The sequence below is a fragment of the Polaromonas sp. CF318 genome, from assembly GCF_000282655.1.
Taxonomy (GTDB): Bacteria; Pseudomonadota; Gammaproteobacteria; order Burkholderiales; family Burkholderiaceae_C; genus Polaromonas.
The window spans coordinates 1-17636 of record NZ_AKIV01000024.1; the positions used below are offsets into that span (position 1 = coordinate 1).

Sequence of the window (17636 nt, forward strand, 5' to 3'; positions counted from 1 at the left end):
GCAAAGCCGGTTCCGCGGCTCGGACTGGCTTGGTGTTGCGCCATTGCTATCGACTGGGGTCAGGAGGTACGTCTTGAGTGCGAAACCTCATCACAGGCCCGACGCGCTACGTGAAAACCCCGAGACTCTGAAGCCGTGGCGCGTGACATGATCTAGTCATCTATAGGACTAGATCAATCATGAGCGCACCCACCCTGACCGTGGTGCCCGAGCCGGGCCAGAGCCGTTATGCCGCGCTGGCCGCCGCCTTGCGGACGCGCGTGGTGGCGGGCGAATGGCCGCCGGGCAGCGCGCTGCCGGCGGAGCAGACCCTGGCCGCACAGCACGGCGTCGCGCTGGGCACGCTGCGCCGCGCGCTGGAATTACTGGCCGGCCAGGGTTTGATTGAACGCATCCATGGCCGCGGCACCTTTGTGCGCGCCGGCCTGGCGGGCGACACCATGATGCGTTTCTTCCGCTTCGGCGAAGGCACGGGCGAGGTACCGGTCTCGCGCATCGTGTCGCGCCAGCTGCTGATCGCGCCCGCCGAGGTCGCGCGCCGCCTCGGCCTAGCGCCCGGCGACACCGCGCTGCGCCTGCAACGTGTGCGCTCGCTGTCGGGCCAGCCCTGTGTTTATGAGGAAATCTGGCTGCCGCTGGCCTTGTTCGCCGGGCTGGCCGAAGGGGATGTCACCAGCTGGGGCGATCTGCTTTACCCCCTGTTTGCCGAACGCTGCGGTGTGCGCGTGGCCCGCGCGATTGATGAAATCGCCTTCGGCGTGCTGACCGCGGCGCAGGCCGGGCACCTGGCCCTGTCGGCCGGCCATCCCTGCGCGCTGGTCACGCGCAGCGCCTACGACCTGGCCGGCCGCTGCGTGGAGGTGCGCCACACGCGCGGCGACGCCCATGCCTTTCACTACACCGTCACCATCACCTGAACACGTCCTTGCACGTCCTTGAACCATCCCTGAAACCGGAGAGAAACCATGCCAGTCAAGCCCTATCAGCCTGCACCCGCGGCCCAGCCGCCTGACCGTTCGCGCCGCCTCATGCTGCAGGCCACGGGCGCGGCCGTCGCCGCACCCTGGGCGTTTGCCGCCAGCGCGGCCGGCCAGATCGCCGGCGGCAAGCCGATCACGCTGGTCGTGTCCTACGCCGCGGGCGGCGGCGCCGACCTGATGGCGCGCCTGATCGCGCCGCGCTTGGCGGAGTTCCTGGGCCAGCCCGTGCTGGTGGACAACAAGCCCGGCGCCGGCGGCCAGATCGCCGCGACCCAGGTGGCGCGCGCCACGCCCGACGGCACGCAGCTGCTGGTCGATGCCTCGTCCTTCGCGGTCAATCCCGCGCTCTATCCCAAGCTGCCCTACGACGTCGACACGGCCTTCGCGCCGCTGGCCGTGCTGGCGCAGTTTCCCAACGTGCTGGTCTGCACGCCCGGCTTTGAAGCCAAAAGCGTCAAGGACCTGATACGCCTGGCCAAGGCCAAACCCGGGCAGATCGCCTATGCCTCCTCGGGCAATGGCTCGGCCCAGCACCTGGCCGGCGCGCTGTTCGAGGACCTGGCCGGCGTCAAGCTGGTGCACGTGCCCTACCGCGGCGGCGGCCCGGCCATGAACGACGTGATGGCCGGCCAGGTGCCGCTGTTCTTCGCCAACGTGGCTTCGTCGCTGGGGCAGATCCAGTCGGGCCGGCTGCGCCCGCTCGCGGTGACCAGCCGGCGCCGCACGCGCTCGCTGCCCGACATGCCGACCATGGAAGAAGCCGGCGTACCGGCCTACGAGGTGCTCGAATGGAACCCGGTGCTGGCGCCCGCCGGCATAGATGCCAGGTCCAAAGCCGCGCTGGTCGCGGCCATCCGCAAGACCATGGCCGACCCCGAGGTGCTGGGCCGCATCCGCAGCCTGAGCGGCGAGGTCTTCCCCGACGGCCCCGAAGCGCTGACCGTCGCCTTCCTCAAGGCCCAGCAGCTCAAATGGGGCCGCATCATCAAAGACCGCAAGATCACCGCGGGCTAGGGCCTTGGCCGTGCGTAATGCAGCGATAGCCCCGGTGGCGCCCGGCTGGGACAGCCATGTTCATGTGTTCGATGCCCAGGCGCCCGTGGCCGCAGGCCACTACCGCCCCGCGCACCGGCCGCTGGCCGACATTGAGCAACTGGCCCAGGCCTACGGCTTCGGCCACCTGGTGCTGGTGCAGCCCAGCGTCTACGGCACCGACAACAGCGTGCTGCTCGATGCGTTGCGCGCCGGCCGGGGGCGGCACCGCGGCGTGGCGGTGCTGCCGCCCTCGGTGGACGACGCGGCGCTGGCCGCCATGCATGCGCTGGGCGTGCGCGGCGTGCGCTTTAACCTGGTGTCGCCCGTCGGCGACAGCCTGAAGGCGGTGCAGGGCGGCGCGATGGACAGCTTCCAGGCCCTGGCGCCGCGCCTGCGCGCGCTGGGCTGGCATGTGCAGTGGTACGCCTCGCCCGAGGACCTGCCGGCGATCGCGGCCCTGCATGCCGCCAACCCCGTGCCCGCGGTGCTGGACCACCTCGCGGGCATGCACGCGGGGGTTGCACCCGGCCACCCGGCCTGGCGCGCACTGGAGCAGCTCACGGCCCAGGATGCCTGGGTCAAGCTCTCGGGCTGGTACCGCCTGGGCGCGCAGGCGCCGTATGAAGCGCTTTATGACGTGATCCGCAGGATGGCGGCGCTGTTCGGCCGGCGCCTGGTCTGGGGCTCCGACTGGCCGCATACCGCTTTCGCGCCCGATGCGCTGCCGGCCTACGCCAGCACCTGGGAGCCCGTGTCGCGCGCGCTGACCGCGGTCCAGAAGCAGTGCGCCCGGGAGCAGGCGCCGGCTGCCTTGTACGCCTGATCGCCCCCTGCAGCGGCCCGGAGCCCGGAGTGGCTTAAAATCACGGGCTACGCCATTTTTAACCGGAGTTCTCCATGCCCAAGAAAATCAGAGTCGAAGCCGACATCTGCGCCCCAAAGCCAGTCCCTCCCAAGGGCTACACCATCACGACCGGCCGCGGCCAGAAGATCAGCCTGGAGCGCGGTTCGCACACCCGCAGCAAGAAGAACCCAGGCAAGCGCCCTCACCAGGGTTGAGCCGGTTTGCTGATGCGGCCTCAAGGCTGCATCCATCAAAAAAGCGCCTCTCGAGGCGCTTTTTTTGTGCCCGCGCGGCCACGGTCCCTCCCTATTCCGGTTTGACGTTGCCGGCACGCACCACCTCACGCCAGCGCGGAATCTCGCGCGCGATCAGCCCGGCAAATTCCTGCGGCGTCGCCTGCACCGGCTCGGCGCCTTCAGCGGCCAGTTGCTGGGCCACGTCGGGCAGGGCCAATATCCTGTTGATCGCGAGGTTGAGCCGGCCCACAAGTTCCGCCGGTGTGCCGGCCGGTGCGACCACGCCGTACCACTGGTCGGCCTCGAAGCCTGGGTAGCCACTCTCGGCCACGGTGGGCACATCGGGAAAGGCCGCCATGCGCCGGCTGCTGGACACGGCCAGCGCGCGCAGGCGCCCGCTCTTGACGTGCGGCATCACGGCAGGGCCGCCCGTGAAGGTGGCATCGACCTGGCCCGAGATCAGGTCGGTGACCGAAGGCGCGGTGCCGCGGTAGGGAATGTGCGACATGAAAATTTTTGTGCGCAGCTTCAGGTATTCAAACGCGATGTGCGCCGCGCTGCCGTTGCCGCCCGACGAGTAGGTCAGCAGGCCGGGTCTGGCCTTGGCCCGCGCCACCAGGTCCTGCAGCGAGCGGATACCGGAATTCGCATTCACCACCAGCACATTGGGCACCCGCGCCACCCAGGCCACGGGCGCAAAGCTTTTGACCGGGTCGTAGGGCAGCTTGGGATAGAGCGACGCATTCACCGCGAGCGTGCCGATGTGGCCCATCAGCAGGGTGCTGCCGTCCGCTTCGGCGCGGGCCACACTCTCGGCGCCCAGCGAGCCGCCGGCCCCGGGCTTGTTTTCGACGATAAAGGTTTGTCCCATGGCCGTTCCCAGCCGGGTGGCGATGACGCGTGCCAGGATGTCGGTGCTGCCGCCCGGCGTGAAGGGCACGACCAGGCGCACAGGCTTGCCGTTGCCCTGGGCGCGCGGCTGCGAAGCGGGCAGGAGGCAGGCCGGCAGGGCCTGCATCAGCAGTGTTCGGCGTTGCATGGTTCAGGCCTTCATGGGGGATGTTGCCGTGTCCCAGCTCTGGGGCGCGGCATCCTTGCCCGCGACGGAGTACAGCGCGCCGGGTGCGTTGCGGGTTTTCTGGAAGTCTTCCAACGATTGCCCGCGCATCGCCGCGTAGATGTGAAGGTTGGACACACCGGTCACCGCGCCCAGTTTTTCGAGCATGAAGAAGATCACGCCGTAGTGGATCAGTGCGCGCCAGTCGCGGCGCCGCAGCATGCCGCGTTCCTCCTCCGTGAGCCGGGCCTCGGTGAAAGCCGTCTCTTCATCGGCCAGAAAGCGCGCGCGGTGTTCGGGCCGCGTCATGCCGTGCAAAAACCTGTTGAGCCGGTAGGCCTTGACGCTGCGCTCCAGCGTGAACGGGTAGGTGCCGGCCAGTTCCTCAAGGCCGGCCGTCTGCTCGGCCATGTGCCGGCGGTGCCGCTGCACCTCGCCCGCGACCGGCGGCGAGGCCTGGTTCTCATAGATCGCTGTGGCGATGCCCGTCATCGAGGGCAGGTAGTAGGTCTGGTGCAGCTTTCGCACGTGGGCCGACAGCGCGCCGCGCATCACCAGCCACATGATCACTTCCGTGCCCTCCATGCCGCCCAGCGTGGCCAGCTCGGCCTGCGTCATCTCGCTCAGGCGCACGGGGTCGTTCTCCACCAGGTCCAGGAACTGCGCATCCCAGGCCGTGTTGTTGAAGCCGGCGCGTTCGCCGTGCACCTGGTGGGAGACGCCGCCGGTCGCGACGATGGCGACTGAAATGTCCTCGGGGTAGCTCTCGATCGCGCGGCGCAGCGCCTGCCCGAGCTTGTAGCAACGCCGCGCCGAGGGAGAAGGCGACTGCAGCACGCCGACCTGCAGAGGAATGATGGGAGCGGGCCAGGCCGGCGCGTGCGCGCACAGCACCGACAGCGGCGAGAACACGCCGTGGTCCAGCGCCTTGTCCTGGAAAAAGGCCATGTCGAACTCGTCGGCCACCAGCGATTCGGCTATGTGCCGGGCCAGCGCCGGATGGCCCGCGATGGGCGGCAGGTCGCGCGCACCGCCGCCTTCGTCGGCTACCGCGTACTGCTCGCCCACGCCCAGGGTGAAGGCCGAGTAGTGGTCAAAGAAGAAGGAGGTGACGTGGTCGTTGTAAATGAAAAACAGCACATCGGGCTTGCGTTCCTCCAGCCATTGGCGCACCGGCGTAAAGGCTTCGAAGATGGGTGCCCAGACCGGGTCGTCCTGCTTGTTCCTGTCGACCGCGAAGCCAATGGTGGGAGTGTGGGAGCAGGCGATACCGCCCAGGATTCTGGCCATGATGTTGCTTACCTTTGAGGATTGGAGGAGCCGACGGCCGCGAGTATTTCGTCGGCGCGCGAGCGCCAGCTGTCCGCCGATGCACCGAACACGCCCTGCCGCGCGAGCGCGGCCGTCCAGCCCTGGCGCTGCGAGGCGGCGGCGGCCATGCTGCCGCCTATGCCCACGTCGGCCATGGTCGCGGCCGACTCGGCCATTTCTTGGGAGCGGCGCTGGCCGTGCCGGATCACGCGTTCAAAAAAGTAACTGCCCTGCTGCTCCCAGTTGAGGCCTGGCATGGTTTCCTTCAGCGAGGCCAGCACTTCGTCCTCGACGCCATAGGCCCGTGCGGCGGTAAAGCTTTCCACCACGATGGCTTCCAGGCCCTTGATGACCACGCTGCGGCACATCTTGATCGCCGAGGCCGTGCCCAGTTCGCTGGACGCGGCCTTGGCGTCCAGGCCCCAGGCGCAAAGCACTGGCGCCATTTCCCGCGCGTGCGGGCCGCCCAGCAGCATGGGCACACGCAGGCCGTAGGGCGGCACCGAAGTCATCACCGCCGCCTCGAGATAACGGCCGCCGGCGGCTTCTATGGCCGCGGCGCCGTCGCGCTTGGTTTTCGGCGAGGCCGAGTTGAGGTCCACAAAAACCGTTCCCGGCCTGAGCAGGCCTGCGGCTTCGCGCGCCACCGCCAGGGTCTGGCTGGCCGTGACCGCGGAGAACACCAGTTCGCAGTGCTGGAGCAGGTCCGCGAGGCTGGCGCAGCGCTGTATGCCCGCTTCGGTGCCGCGTTGGCCCTCGCTGAATAGCCTGTCCCAGGTGCTGACGGCTTTGGCGCCCCCGGCCTGCAGCGCGGCCGCAAAAATCTTTCCGACCTCGCCATAGCCGATCAGGCCGACCGACATCGAGGAAAGTGAATACGTGTGCATGGCGGGACTCAGTCGAGCGAGGCCTTGGCCTTTTTGATCACGTCGGCAAAGCGCAGCGACTCAGCCTGTACGAACTGGCCGAACTGTTCGCGCGTGACAGGGAAGGGCTCATAGCCAAAGGCGGCGAACTTGTCCTTGAAGTCGGGTTCGGCCAGGGCTTTTTCGACGTCTCGCCGAATCTTGTCCGCCACCGCAGGGGGCAGACCTTTGGGCGCCGCCAGCGTTGTCCAGCCCACAACCTCAAAGCCGGCCGGGCCGCCCGATTCGCCCACGGTAGGCACATTGGGGTAGGCGGGGTGCCGCTTCGCACCGGCCACCGCCAGGTAACGCAGCCGGCCCGCGCGCTCCAGGGCGCCGGCACTGCCAATGGTGCCCAGCGCGAAGCTCAGTTCGCCGGTTGCCACACCGGTGTAAAGCTGCGAGGTTTCCTTGTAGATGATGTGCGTCATCTGTGTGCCCGTAACCGACTCGAACAGCGCCGAGCCCAGGTGCACCGGGTTGCCCACCGACCAGGAGCCGTAATTGAGTTGGCCGGGGCGGTTTTTGGCGTCGGCGATGATTTCCCCGACCGATTTGTACTTGCTGTCGGTCGCGACGGTGAAGAAAAAATTGTTCCTGAACAGCGGCTGCATCTGCTCGAAATCCTTCACCGGGTCGTAAGGCAGTTTTTTGAACAGATGCGGATAGGCCGACAGGTGCACGTTGTCAAGTTGGATCAAATCGTGGCCGTCGCCGGCGCCGCGCTTGAAGGCGTCGATGGCGATAAAGCCGTTGCCGCCTGGCTTGTTTTCCACCGTGACCGGCTTGCCCCAGCTGCGGCTGAGCTTGTCGGCCAGCAGGCGCAGCACGCCCTCGGGGCCGCTACCGACCGGGAAGGGCGTGATGATGCGCACCGCCTTGGTCGGGAAGTCCTGGGCCTGCGCCGGTGTGCTCGGCAGGCCCAGGGCCAGGAAGCTGGCCAGGCCCGCCAGGCCGCAGCGGATCGCGCGTTGAAATGGTTTGTTCATGTCTGTCTCCTGTGTTGTATTTAGAAAAACGTATCCCGCCGAGTGCAAATCCCGTTCGGCGGATGCCCGGCGGATATCAGTCGATGTAGCGCAGCCCGGCCTTGGCCAGCGGTTCGCGCATGGCATACATGTCCAGGCCCAGCACGCCGGCAGCCAGCTTGGTGCGCTTGCCGGCTTCATTGGCTTCGCGCGCCTCGGCCGCATCGGCCACTTGCTGCGCCTGGGCGGCCGGCACCACCACCACGCCGTCGAGGTCGGCAATCACCACGTCGCCCGGGTTCACCATCGCGCCCGCGCATACCACCGGCACGTTCACCGAGCCCAAGGTGGCCTTGATCGTGCCCTTGGCGTGGATGGCGCGGCTGAACACCGGGAAGTCCATGGCCGTCAGGTCCTTGATGTCGCGCACGCCTCCGTCTATGACCAGGCCCATGCAGCCGCGCGCGCGAAAGGAGGTGGCCAGCAGGTCGCCGAAAAAACCGTCGGTGCTGTCGGCCGTGCAGGCTGCCACCACCACGTCGCCGGGTTGTATCTGTTCGGCGGCGACATGCATCATCCAGTTGTCGCCCGGCTGCAGCAGCACGGTGACGGCGGTGCCGCACAGCTGGGCGCCGGTGTAGATGGGGCGCATGTGGGGTTTCATCAGGCCCAGGCGGCCCGTGGCCTCATGGATGGTGGCGACGCCGAAGCGCGAAAGCTTTTGCACGGCAGCCGCATCGGCGCGGGTGATGTTGCGGCGTACCACGCCGAGTTCCTGGGTGTTCATGGTCACATTCCTTTGGCTTTCAGCGCGGCATCCAGCCGCGGGTAGACGCGCCGCGCATTGCCCTCGTAGATCTTGTGGCGGTCTTCGGTACTGAGCAGCGGTGCGGCTGCTATGTAGCGCTGCGTATCGTCGAAGGCGAAGCCGGTTTCCGGGTCTATGCCGCGCACGGCGCCAATCATTTCGCTGGCGAACAGGATGTTGTCCACCGGGATCACCTTGGTCAGCAGGTCTATGCCGGGCTGGTGGTAGACGCAGGTGTCGAAGAAGATGTTGTTCAGCAGGTGGTCCTTGAGCAGCGGTTTTTTCAGCTCCTGCGCCAGGCCGCGAAAGCGCCCCCAGTGGTAGGGCACGGCGCCGCCGCCGTGCGGGATCACAAAGCGCAGCCGGGGAAAATCGCTAAACAGGTCCGAAGTCAGGCACTGCATGAAGGCCGTGGTGTCGGCGTTCAGGTAATGCGCGCCCGTGGTATGGAAGCAGGCATTGCAGCTGGTGCTCACATGCACCATGGCCGGGATGTCGTGCTCCACCATTTTTTCGTAGAGCGGGTACCAGTAGCGGTCGGACAGCGGCGGCGAGGTCCAGTGCCCGCCCGAAGGGTCGGGGTTCAGGTTGATGCCCACAAAGCCGTAGTCCCTGACGCAGCGTTCCAGCTCGGGAATGCAGCTGCGGATATCGACCGCCGGCGACTGCGGCAGCATGGCCGCGCCTATGAAGTGGTCGGGAAACAGCCGCGCCACGCGGTGGCACAGCTCGTTGCAGATCGCGGCCCAGGTCGCGCTGGTGTTGAAGTCGCCGATGTGGTGGGCCATAAAACTCGCGCGCGGCGAGAAGATGGTCAGGTCGCTGCCGCGTTCGCGCATCTTGCGCAGCTGGTTTTGTTCAATGGACTCGCGTAGCTCGTCGTCGCTGATCTTCAACTCGGCCGGTGAAGGTGTCCGGGCCGGATCCTTGAGGCCGGCGACCTGGCGGTTGCGCCAGTCTTCGAGGGCTTTGGGGGCGGTCGTGTAGTGGCCGTGGCAATCGATGATCACAAGGGGCTTTCCGTGGAATCGCTGGGAAGGCTCACCAGCACCTGTCCGCGAAACAGTGGACGGGCGGTGCGCAGCAGGGCCGCACCGGTGAGGGTGTTGTTGGTCGCGTCCGTCATCAGGCGCACGGTGAATTCGCCGGTCGGATGCTCCACCGACACGTCGTTCACAGGGGCGCGTGCCAGTGTTGTGATGGACGCCGTGACCGCATCCGGGAACAGGCAGGCCGAGGCCACCGAGACGGCGCCCAGCACACCAATCGCATCGTGGCATTTTTGGGGGATGAAGGTGCGCGTGTTCAGCGTGCCGCCCTCGCGCGCGGGAGACACCAGCGTCATTTTGGGCACCACCTTGTGGGTCACATCGCCCAGGCCCATCAGTGCGCCGGCCTTCAGCCGGATTGCCTCGATGCGCGCCTTGAGCGGCGGGTTCGCATCGAGTTCTGCCGGCGATTCATAACCCGTACAGCCCAGGTCGGTCGCGCGTATCAGTACCACGGGCATGCCGTGGTCTATGCAGGTGACCGCCACGCCTTCCAGCTGGTCGGCGGCTCTGCCTGAGGGCAACAGCGCTCCGCAGCTGGATCCGAGGATGGACGAGAAGCGCAGCACGATGGGGGCGGCGGTTCCGGGGACGCCGCAGATCATCTGCTCGCCGGAGTAGATGACGCGCCGCTGCGGTGTGCGAACCACCGCGTCGCAATACGCCTCTGTGTTAACCATGCGGATGCGGACGACGGTTTCGCCGTCCTCAGCCGCTACCAGCCCTTCGTCGATGGCGAACGGGCCGACGCCGGCCAGGATATTGCCGCAGGTCGGCGCGTAGTCGATGCGCGATTCGGCGGCTACCACCTGGCCGAACAGGTAATCGATATCGGCATGCGGGTCGTTCGAGCGCGAAATGATGGCGACTTTTGTGGTCAAGGGATTGCCGCCGCCAATTCCATCGATCTGCTTCGCATCGGGATGCCCCATGGCAGCCAGCACCAGGCGGTCGCGCGAGGCGGCGTCGGCGGGGAGGTCGCGTGCATGGAAGAACGCCGCTTTGGAGGTGCCGCCGCGCATCAGGGTGCACGGGACGGTCTGGAAGCTGGCCGGTGAAGGTGTGGGCATGGCGCTGATTGTGGTCAGCGTGCGCGTGCCATGGTTTGATTTCGGCTTGCTATGCGTTCTTGTTTATTTATTGATAGGATTCTTCTCCCGCACTCCGTCGCTTATTTCTCGCATATACATTGACGAGGAACGCATGTCTTATGTCTCGGAAAAAATTTATCGATCAGCGCGAGAGCAGGCAGATCCAATCGGCCTGGAGCATCAACCTGCGGCATTTGCAGGCCTTCTCGGCCGTCGCGGCCACGGGCAGCGTGACCCAGGCCGCAGAAGCCTTGTTTCGCGTGGCATCGGCGGTCACGCGCGCTGTGGCTGAGCTCGAGGCCCGGCTGGGTACGCCGCTGTTCGAGCGCAAGGCACGCGGCATGCTGCTCAACGGCTTTGGGCAGGCGGTGCTGTCGCGGGCCCAGCGGGTTGAGCAGGAGTTCGCGGCCGCCTGCGGCGAACTCGCCGGCCTGGGCCCGGCCGGCGCCGGCGCGGTTGATGCGCGTGCCTTGCTCGCGGCCATGTTCAGCGGCCAGCGGCTCGCGGTGTTTGCCAGTTTGGCGGAGCTGCACAACATGCCTGCGGTGGCCCGGGCCTTCGACATCACCCAACCTGCGATCAGCGCCCTGGTGCGTGAACTTGAGGGCCGCTTCGGGTTGGCGCTGTTTGTGCGCTCAGCCAAAGGCGTCACGCCGACACGCGCCGGCCTGGCGCTGGCGTTTCGTTTCAAGCGGGCTTTGTCCGAGCTGCGCAGCATCGATTCGGACATCGCTGCCATTCGCGGCGTGGTGCTGGGCCAAGTGGTGGTGGGGGCGTTGCCGCTGGGGCGCACGCTCATCGTTCCCTCGGCGATTGCCGCTCTGGTGGCTCAGCACCCCAGGCTTCACATCAGCACCGTTGAAAGCCCTTATGACGTGCTGGCCGCCGGGCTGCGCAGCGGAGATATCGACTTTATTTTGGGCGCGCTCAGGCCTTCGCGGGACACCCCGGAGTTCGTGCAGGAGGCCTTGTTCGATGACCGCATCTCGCTGATCGTGCGCGCCGGTCACCCGCTGGCGCGCGCGCGGCGCATAGGCTTTGAAGCTTTGCGGCGCACCCAATGGGTGCTGTCACGCCCGGGGTCGCCATCACGCGAACTGTTCGAGCGCTCCTTTCGCGAGTCGGCGCAGCCATCGCCGGTGCCTGCCGTGGAAACCGGGGACCTGGCCATCCTGCGCGGCCTGCTGTTGCAAAGCGACATGGTCACCGCGATCTCGGCTCACCAGCTGCATTACGAGATAGCGGCTGGCTCACTGGTCGTGCTCGATTTCCCGCTCGACAAAACCCAGCGCCAGATCGGCGTGACGCAACGGGCCGGCGCGCTGGCCTCGCCGGGGGCGCGAGCCCTGGTCGCGGAGATTCGCAAGGTGGTGGCGCGGGAGTTGCCGGGCCGGGATGTGCGGCCGTAGGCTCAGGCCTTGGCCGGTTTCAAGCCTCGAGCGCAGCCGCCATGCGGTGCGGCATGAGGCGTTCGCGTGGCGCTTCGCCGCCCCACAGGCTCAGCATCAGGTCCACGATGACCGGTCCGAAATCCTGATGCGGAATTTCGACCGAGGTGAGCCACGGGGCGAGCCAGGCATTGATCGGGTTGCCGTCGATGCCGACCAGCTCGCAGTCGCCGGGCACCCGGATCCCGCTCTCGCGGGCCACGCGGTGCAGCCCATAGGCGACCTGGTCGCTGATGCACATCGCGCCACGCGGCCAGGCGCCGGGCGCCGCGAATTGGGCCGCGGCGGCGTAGCCGATTTCCAGGTGCGAGATGCCCGGGGCCTCCACCCGGCGGATCCGGTCGGCTGACAAGCCTCTGGCGACGGCCCGCTCGCAGAAGCCCTGCACGCGTTCCCGGGTCGTGGACGATCCGCGCGACGGAAATACCACGGCCGGCGCGTCGATGCCGCGGTCGAGCAGGTAGTCTGCGGCGGCGGCGCCGGCCGCCAGGTTGTCCGGCCCCACGAAGGCGCAGGTGCCGAACGGGCTGCGCCGGCTCACGAAGACCATAGGCGCACCGCGCTCCACGAAGTCGCGCAGGCCGGCACTGGGCTGCGCCGCGACCATCACGTAGCCCTGCACGACCTGCGAACGCATGGCGTTGAGATAGTCGTCCTGCAGCTCCGGCCGGTCGTGCGTGTCGCACAGGATCATCGTGTAGCCGGCCTCGCGCAGCGCGGCCTCGGTGGAGGCGGCCAGCGTGGCCATCACCGGGTTGTCGAGGTTGGCGGCCAGCATCGCGACCAGGCGGCTCTCACGGCTGCGGAGCGCGCGCCCCAGCTGGTTCGGGTGGTAGCCCACGGTCTTGATCGCCTCGCGCACGCGCGCCAGCGTTTCCGGCGAAGCCCGCCGGGTCTCGCCGTTCACGATGCGCGAGACGGTGGAGATGGAGACGCCGGCCTGCACGGCGACTTCGCTCAGCGAAACCGGGCCGACGCCCTTGCGCCTGCGCGGGGTGTCGTCGGTCATCGGTGCGGGCGGCAGGCCTGCCGGGTCTGGACGCCGCTGCGAATGTGGGGTTGGCGCGAAGGCCGGGCATGCGGCTGGCGAGGCGGGAGTCCGGCGAGTGGAAAGCGAAGCATCGATGGGTCGTATTTTGGGAAAACAAGGGGAGATGGCGGGTGGCCAACCGGCGGCGCGATCGGTGCATGCCAACACAACATATAACCGAGAAAGCCGCGACCGACAAGTATGGCAAACGATTGCCAAGCGTTGGCAAACGTTTGCCATAATAGCCCAAAGCCGACAACAAATCGCAAAACAGCGGCATAAGACGACATGGTTTTCATCTCGCCGGAGGCCGGCGCGCACTCCTGAAGCCGACGATCGATCGGTCCCACCTTCCTTTTTTCCAGAAAGAGACAAGCATGAACTTCCAACTTCGTTCCCTCGCCAGGCACGCCATGCGCGCCGGCCTCCTGGCCGCTGCCGCGCTGCCGGCAGCCGCCTTCGCCGACATCCGGGTCATGTGCTACCAGGACGGCAATGAATGTGATGTCACGGCCGACCTGATCAAGCGTTATGAAGCCCAGAACGCCGGCGCCAAGGTGATCCTCGACGTGGTGCCCTACAAGACCGTCGTCGAGCAACTGCCCGTGCAGCTCGCGGCCGGCCAGGGGCCCGACATCGCGCGCGTCGCCGAGATCGGCGGCCTGTCGAAGAACTACATCGACATCAGCGCCTATGTGAAGGACCGCAAGTACTGGGAAGACAATTTCGGCAGCACCCTGCCCTGGATGCGCAACAAGGCGGGCGACAAGGGCATTTACGGTTTCCTGTCGCAAATGACCATGACCGGTCCCTTCGTCAACAAGACCTTGTTCGAGCAGGCCAAGGTGCCCATGCCCGGCCCCAAGGCCACCTGGGAAGAGTGGGCCGATGCGGCGCGCAAGGTGGCCAAGGCCACGCAGACCCCGGCCGCCATGGCCTGGGACCGCTCGGGCCACCGCTTCGCCGGCCCGGCCGTCAGCTATGGCGCGAAGATTTTCGACGCCAAGGGCAACCTCACGGTTGACGCCGGCTACAAGACCGCCGTGGGCAAGTTCGTCGCCTGGCACAAGGACGGCACCATGCTCAAGGACGTCTGGGGCGGTTCGGGCGGCTCAAGCTATGCCGACGCCGTGGGCGAATTCAAGAACGGCCGTGTGGTGATGATCCTGTCGGGTTCATGGCAGATCAACCGCATGCAAAAGGAAATCGGCAATGCCTTCGACTGGGTCGCCGTGCCCAACCCCTGCGGCCCCGCCGCCTGCTCGGGCATGCCCGGCGGCGCGGCCTGGGTGGCGCTCAAGACCACGAAGTCTCCCAAGGAGGTGGGCCGCTTCCTGGACTTCATGGCGCAGGAGGCCAATGTCGCCGAATTCGCGTCCCGCACCAACAACATCCCGGCCCATGCCGGCGTGGCCAAAAAAGGCGTGAGCTACCCGAGCGCCGGCCCCGCGGCACAGGCCGCGCTGGGCGTGTTCACCGGCGGCACCGGCACTATCGCGGCCCCGGCCTACGCGCTGCAAGGCTACAAGTACAACCGCGCCCTGATGCTGCCGACCGTGACCCGCGTCACCCAGGCCATCGTGGGTGAAATCAGCGTGGACGAAGCCGTGACCAAGATCGGGACCGACATGGCCGAGGCGGTCAAGCAAGCCGAGAAGTAGCACACCCCCGTGGCGCGCACGCGTGCGCGCCTCCCCCTTGCAGGGGGCGATACCTGCGGCCCGGCGAAGCCGGTTCCGCGGTATCCCTGGCATAAGGCAATGCGCCGCGGCGTCATGGGCATAGATCGGAGTTGGTATGTCGGTTTTTTCGGCCTTCCTGGGCTTTGTGTTCAACCTGTTCGAGCCGGTCTTCCGGCTGGGCCAGAAATGGCTGGGCGCTTCGCGCATAGGCTGGCTTTTTGTCGGGCCCAACCTGGTGATCATCAGCATCTTCACCTTTTTGCCCATCGTGGTGAACCTGGTGTATGCGGTGACCGGCGGGGTGAACCTGCTGCCCACGCAGCGGCCTTTCACGGGGCTGGAGAACTTCGCCATCCTGCTTGAATGCCGCGACTACGCGGACCTGCAGACCTGCCGCACCGACATTTTCTGGCGATCGATTGCCAACACGGTCAAGTTCAGCCTGATCCAGGTGGCCTTGATGGTGTTCTTCTCGCTGGTCACGGCCCTGGTGCTGAACCGAAAAATCATAGGCCGCGGCTTCTGGCGCGGCGTGTTCTTCTACCCGGTGCTGCTGTCGCCGGTGGTGGTGGCGCTGATCTGGAAATGGCTGCTGCAAAGCCAGGGCGTGTTCAATGCCGGCCTGGTGGCCATGGGTGCCGCGCCCATGGACTGGCTGCTGGACAGGCACTGGGCCTTCTTCTGGGTGGTGGTGGTGTCGATCTGGGCCCACATGGGCTTTTACACGCTGATCCTGCTGGCCGGCCTGCAGGCCATCCCGAAAGACGTGTACGAAGCCGCCGAGATGGACGCCGCGCCGCCCTGGCGCGTGCTCAGGCGCATCACGCTGCCGCTGCTCATGCCGAACCTGATCGTGGTGCTGGTGCTGGTGATGATCCGCGCGGTGCAAAGCTTTGACGAGGTCTTCGTGCTCACCGGCGGCGGCCCGGGCTCGGCCACCACCTTCATCGTGCAGTACATCTACCAGACCGGCTTTGCCGAGCAGATCCACCTCTACGGCCTGGCCGCCGCGGCCTCGCTGATCCTGGCCGCCGGCCTGATGGCCCTGACGCTCGCGCAGCTGCGGCTGTCCAAAGCCGGTGAAGCCGGCAAGGTCAAGAAGTAAGGACGCAGAGATGGCAAACTTTTTCACCCGCACCAAGGGCCACAAATACGGTGGCACCCGCCTGCACTGGACCGACTGGGTTTCCTATGCCTACCTGCTGGCCGGCCTGGTCGTGATGTTCGGCCCGGTGCTCTGGCTTGTGATGTCCTCCTTCAAGACTGAAAGCGCGCTGAGCCAGTTCCCGCCGACCTTTCTGCCTTACACCCAGAAGGAAGTGGTGGTGGCCGGCTACGACAAGCCCCTGCCGCTGTTCCAGGCCAAAGACGAACAGGGCAAGACCCGTGAACTGGCCCAGGTGCGCCGCATAGGCCTGGTCGCCACCATGGTCGACCCCGCGGCGCCGCAGACCGAGCTGCGCGTGAACATCAATGATCGCAAGCCGGTCAACGAACTGAAATTCGCCGGCGGCAACTACACCGAGCTGTTCGGCAAGTTCGCCTTCGGCACCTATCTGTGGAACAGCGTGTTCATCACGGTGGTGGCCACCATCCTCACGCTGCTGTTCAACTCCATGGCGGCCTTCGCGCTGTCCAAGTACCAGTTCACCGGGCAGAAGACGGTGTTCGTGCTGATCATTGCCACGCTGATGATCCCGCCCACCATCATCCTGGTGCCGGCCTTCCTGGTGATCTCGGAGCTCAACCTGCTCAACAACCTCTGGGGCGTGATCCTGCCCGCGGTGGCCACGCCCACCGGCGTGTTCCTGCTGCGCCAGTACATGCTGACCATTCCCGACGAGTTGCTGGAAGCCGCGCGCATGGACAACGCCAGCGAGTGGCGCATCTACTGGAAGATCATCCTGCCGCTGGCCGCGCCGGCCATGGCGGTGCTGGCCATCTTCTCCTTCATGTGGCGCTGGAACGACTTCCTCTGGCCGCTGATCGTGCTCTCCAAGTCGGAGCACTTCACCCTGCAGCTCGCGCTCAACGCCTTCCAGGGTGAACTCAACACGCAGTGGCACTACCTGCTGGCGATGACCGTGATCACCTTGATCCCGATCACCCTGGTCTTCGCCTTCCTGCAGAAATACATCGCGACCGGCATTGCCAGCGCCGGCGTCAAATAAACCGAGGACTCTCCCGTGGCCACTCTTGAACTCGCCAACGTCGTCAAAACCTTCGACAAAGCCACCATCATTCATGGTGTGGACCTGGCTGTTTCCGACGGTGAATTTGTGGTCTTCGTCGGCCCCTCGGGCTGCGGGAAATCCACGCTGCTGCGCATCATCTCGGGGCTGGAGCCCGCCAGCAGCGGCGACATCCGCATCGACGGCCAGCGCGTCAACGAGGTCAGCGCCGCGCACCGCGGCTGCTCCATGGTGTTCCAGTCCTATGCGCTGTACCCGCACATGAGCGTTTACGACAACATGGCCTTCGGCCTGGAGAACCTGGGCGTGGCCAAGGCGCTCATCGAAAGCAAGGTCAGCGCCGCCGCCGCCATGCTGCAGCTCACGCCGCTGCTGCAGCGCAAGCCCACCCAGCTCTCGGGCGGCCAGCGCCAGCGCGTGGCCATAGGCCGCTCCATCGTGCGCGAACCCAAGCTGTTTTTGTTCGACGAGCCGCTGTCCAACCTTGATGCCGAGCTGCGCGTCTCCATGCGCGCCGAGATCCGCGACCTGCACGCTCGCCTGGGCGCGACCATGATTTACGTGACCCACGACCAGGTCGAGGCCATGACCATGGCCGACAAGATCGTGGTGCTGCGCGCTGGCCGCATCGAGCAGGTCGGCTCGCCGCTGGAGCTGTACAACCGGCCCTGCAATCAGTTCGTGGCCGGCTTCATCGGCAGCCCGCGCATGAACTTCGTGCCGGCGGCCGAAATGCCCGGCGCCAAGGCCGGCGCCCAGACCGTGGGCATACGGCCCGAGCATGCGCAGCTGTCGAGCGACGGCCCGCTGCAGCTGGCGGTGTCCCAGGTCGAGCAGCTCGGCAGCACCAGCATCCTGCACGGCAAGGTGGTGGACGGCGTGCCTTTCGAACTAATTTTGAACGGCCAGACAGCCATCAAGCGCGGTGACACCGTGCGGGTGAGCGCGCCCGCGGAGCAACTGCATTATTTCGACCAGAACGGCCTGCGCCTGTGAGCGC

The 17636-nt window shown here is 66.6% G+C and carries 17 protein-coding genes; 9 read left to right on the forward strand and 8 right to left on the reverse strand.

Annotated features, from left to right (window positions below):
- Positions 1-179 precede the first annotated feature (179 nt).
- The 4 genes from PMI15_RS03560 (at position 180) to PMI15_RS25060 (ending at position 3074) form a co-directional block, all read left to right on the forward strand.
- Positions 180-917, forward strand: coding sequence for a GntR family transcriptional regulator (locus PMI15_RS03560; protein WP_007863790.1), 738 nt, complete (start codon positions 180-182; stop codon positions 915-917).
- 48 nt (positions 918-965) lie between these two features.
- On the forward strand, positions 966-1994 hold the full coding sequence (locus PMI15_RS03565) for a tripartite tricarboxylate transporter substrate binding protein (RefSeq protein ID WP_007863792.1): 1029 nt from the start codon (positions 966-968) through the stop codon (positions 1992-1994).
- A gap of 10 nt (positions 1995-2004) precedes the next feature.
- Positions 2005-2838 carry an amidohydrolase gene (locus PMI15_RS03570; protein WP_007863794.1) on the forward strand — a complete coding sequence of 278 codons (834 nt, stop codon included), beginning with the start codon at positions 2005-2007 and terminating at the stop codon, positions 2836-2838.
- Between the two features lie 74 nt (positions 2839-2912).
- Positions 2913-3074, forward strand: coding sequence for a hypothetical protein (locus PMI15_RS25060; RefSeq protein WP_007863796.1), 162 nt, complete (start codon positions 2913-2915; stop codon positions 3072-3074).
- A gap of 91 nt (positions 3075-3165) precedes the next feature.
- Here the strand turns inward: PMI15_RS25060 and PMI15_RS03575 are convergent, their stop codons facing one another.
- From PMI15_RS03575 to PMI15_RS03605, 7 genes are all read right to left on the reverse strand, one after another.
- On the reverse strand, positions 3166-4134 hold the full coding sequence (locus tag PMI15_RS03575; RefSeq protein ID WP_007863798.1) for a tripartite tricarboxylate transporter substrate binding protein: 969 nt from the start codon (positions 4132-4134) through the stop codon (positions 3166-3168).
- 3 nt (positions 4135-4137) lie between these two features.
- Entirely contained in the window at positions 4138-5442 is a 1305-nt protein-coding gene (locus PMI15_RS03580) for a gallate dioxygenase (RefSeq protein ID WP_007863799.1), read from the reverse strand.
- Positions 5443-5450: 8 nt separating this feature from the next.
- The gene (locus tag PMI15_RS03585; RefSeq protein ID WP_007863800.1) at positions 5451-6350 is read right to left on the reverse strand and encodes an NAD(P)-dependent oxidoreductase; all 900 of its coding nucleotides are present in this window, start codon (positions 6348-6350) and stop codon (positions 5451-5453) included.
- Positions 6351-6358: 8 nt separating this feature from the next.
- Positions 6359-7357, reverse strand: a complete 999-nt coding sequence (locus PMI15_RS03590; RefSeq protein ID WP_007863801.1) for a tripartite tricarboxylate transporter substrate binding protein — start codon at positions 7355-7357, stop codon at positions 6359-6361.
- Positions 7358-7433: 76 nt separating this feature from the next.
- Complete coding sequence (gene ligK, locus PMI15_RS03595) at positions 7434-8123, reverse strand: 4-carboxy-4-hydroxy-2-oxoadipate aldolase/oxaloacetate decarboxylase (RefSeq protein ID WP_007863804.1); 690 nt, start codon at positions 8121-8123, stop codon at positions 7434-7436.
- Positions 8124-8125: 2 nt separating this feature from the next.
- The gene (locus PMI15_RS03600; RefSeq protein WP_007863806.1) at positions 8126-9154 is read right to left on the reverse strand and encodes an amidohydrolase family protein; all 1029 of its coding nucleotides are present in this window, start codon (positions 9152-9154) and stop codon (positions 8126-8128) included.
- Positions 9151-10263, reverse strand: a complete 1113-nt coding sequence (locus PMI15_RS03605; RefSeq protein ID WP_007863807.1) for a 4-oxalomesaconate tautomerase — start codon at positions 10261-10263, stop codon at positions 9151-9153. The genes PMI15_RS03600 and PMI15_RS03605 overlap by 4 nt, the downstream gene beginning before the upstream one ends.
- A gap of 140 nt (positions 10264-10403) precedes the next feature.
- On the opposite strand from PMI15_RS03605, the gene PMI15_RS03610 reads away from it, so the two are divergent.
- A complete protein-coding gene (locus tag PMI15_RS03610) occupies positions 10404-11693 on the forward strand; it encodes a LysR family transcriptional regulator (protein WP_007863810.1) in 1290 nt (429 codons plus the stop codon).
- A 19-nt stretch (positions 11694-11712) separates the two neighbouring features.
- On the opposite strand, the gene PMI15_RS03615 is transcribed toward PMI15_RS03610, so the two are convergent.
- On the reverse strand, positions 11713-12741 hold the full coding sequence (locus PMI15_RS03615; protein ID WP_007863812.1) for a LacI family DNA-binding transcriptional regulator: 1029 nt from the start codon (positions 12739-12741) through the stop codon (positions 11713-11715).
- Positions 12742-13139: 398 nt separating this feature from the next.
- On the opposite strand from PMI15_RS03615, the gene PMI15_RS03620 reads away from it, so the two are divergent.
- From PMI15_RS03620 to PMI15_RS03635, 4 genes are all read left to right on the forward strand, one after another.
- Positions 13140-14423 carry an ABC transporter substrate-binding protein gene (locus tag PMI15_RS03620; protein ID WP_157214528.1) on the forward strand — a complete coding sequence of 428 codons (1284 nt, stop codon included), beginning with the start codon at positions 13140-13142 and terminating at the stop codon, positions 14421-14423.
- A gap of 136 nt (positions 14424-14559) precedes the next feature.
- Positions 14560-15549, forward strand: coding sequence for a carbohydrate ABC transporter permease (locus PMI15_RS03625; RefSeq protein WP_007863822.1), 990 nt, complete (start codon positions 14560-14562; stop codon positions 15547-15549).
- Positions 15550-15559: 10 nt separating this feature from the next.
- Positions 15560-16615 (forward strand): carbohydrate ABC transporter permease, encoded by a 1056-nt coding sequence (locus PMI15_RS03630; RefSeq protein ID WP_007863824.1) that lies wholly within the window; start codon positions 15560-15562, stop codon positions 16613-16615.
- Between the two features lie 15 nt (positions 16616-16630).
- Positions 16631-17632, forward strand: a complete 1002-nt coding sequence (locus PMI15_RS03635) for an ABC transporter ATP-binding protein (protein ID WP_007863826.1) — start codon at positions 16631-16633, stop codon at positions 17630-17632.
- The last annotated feature ends 4 nt before the right edge of the window (positions 17633-17636 follow it).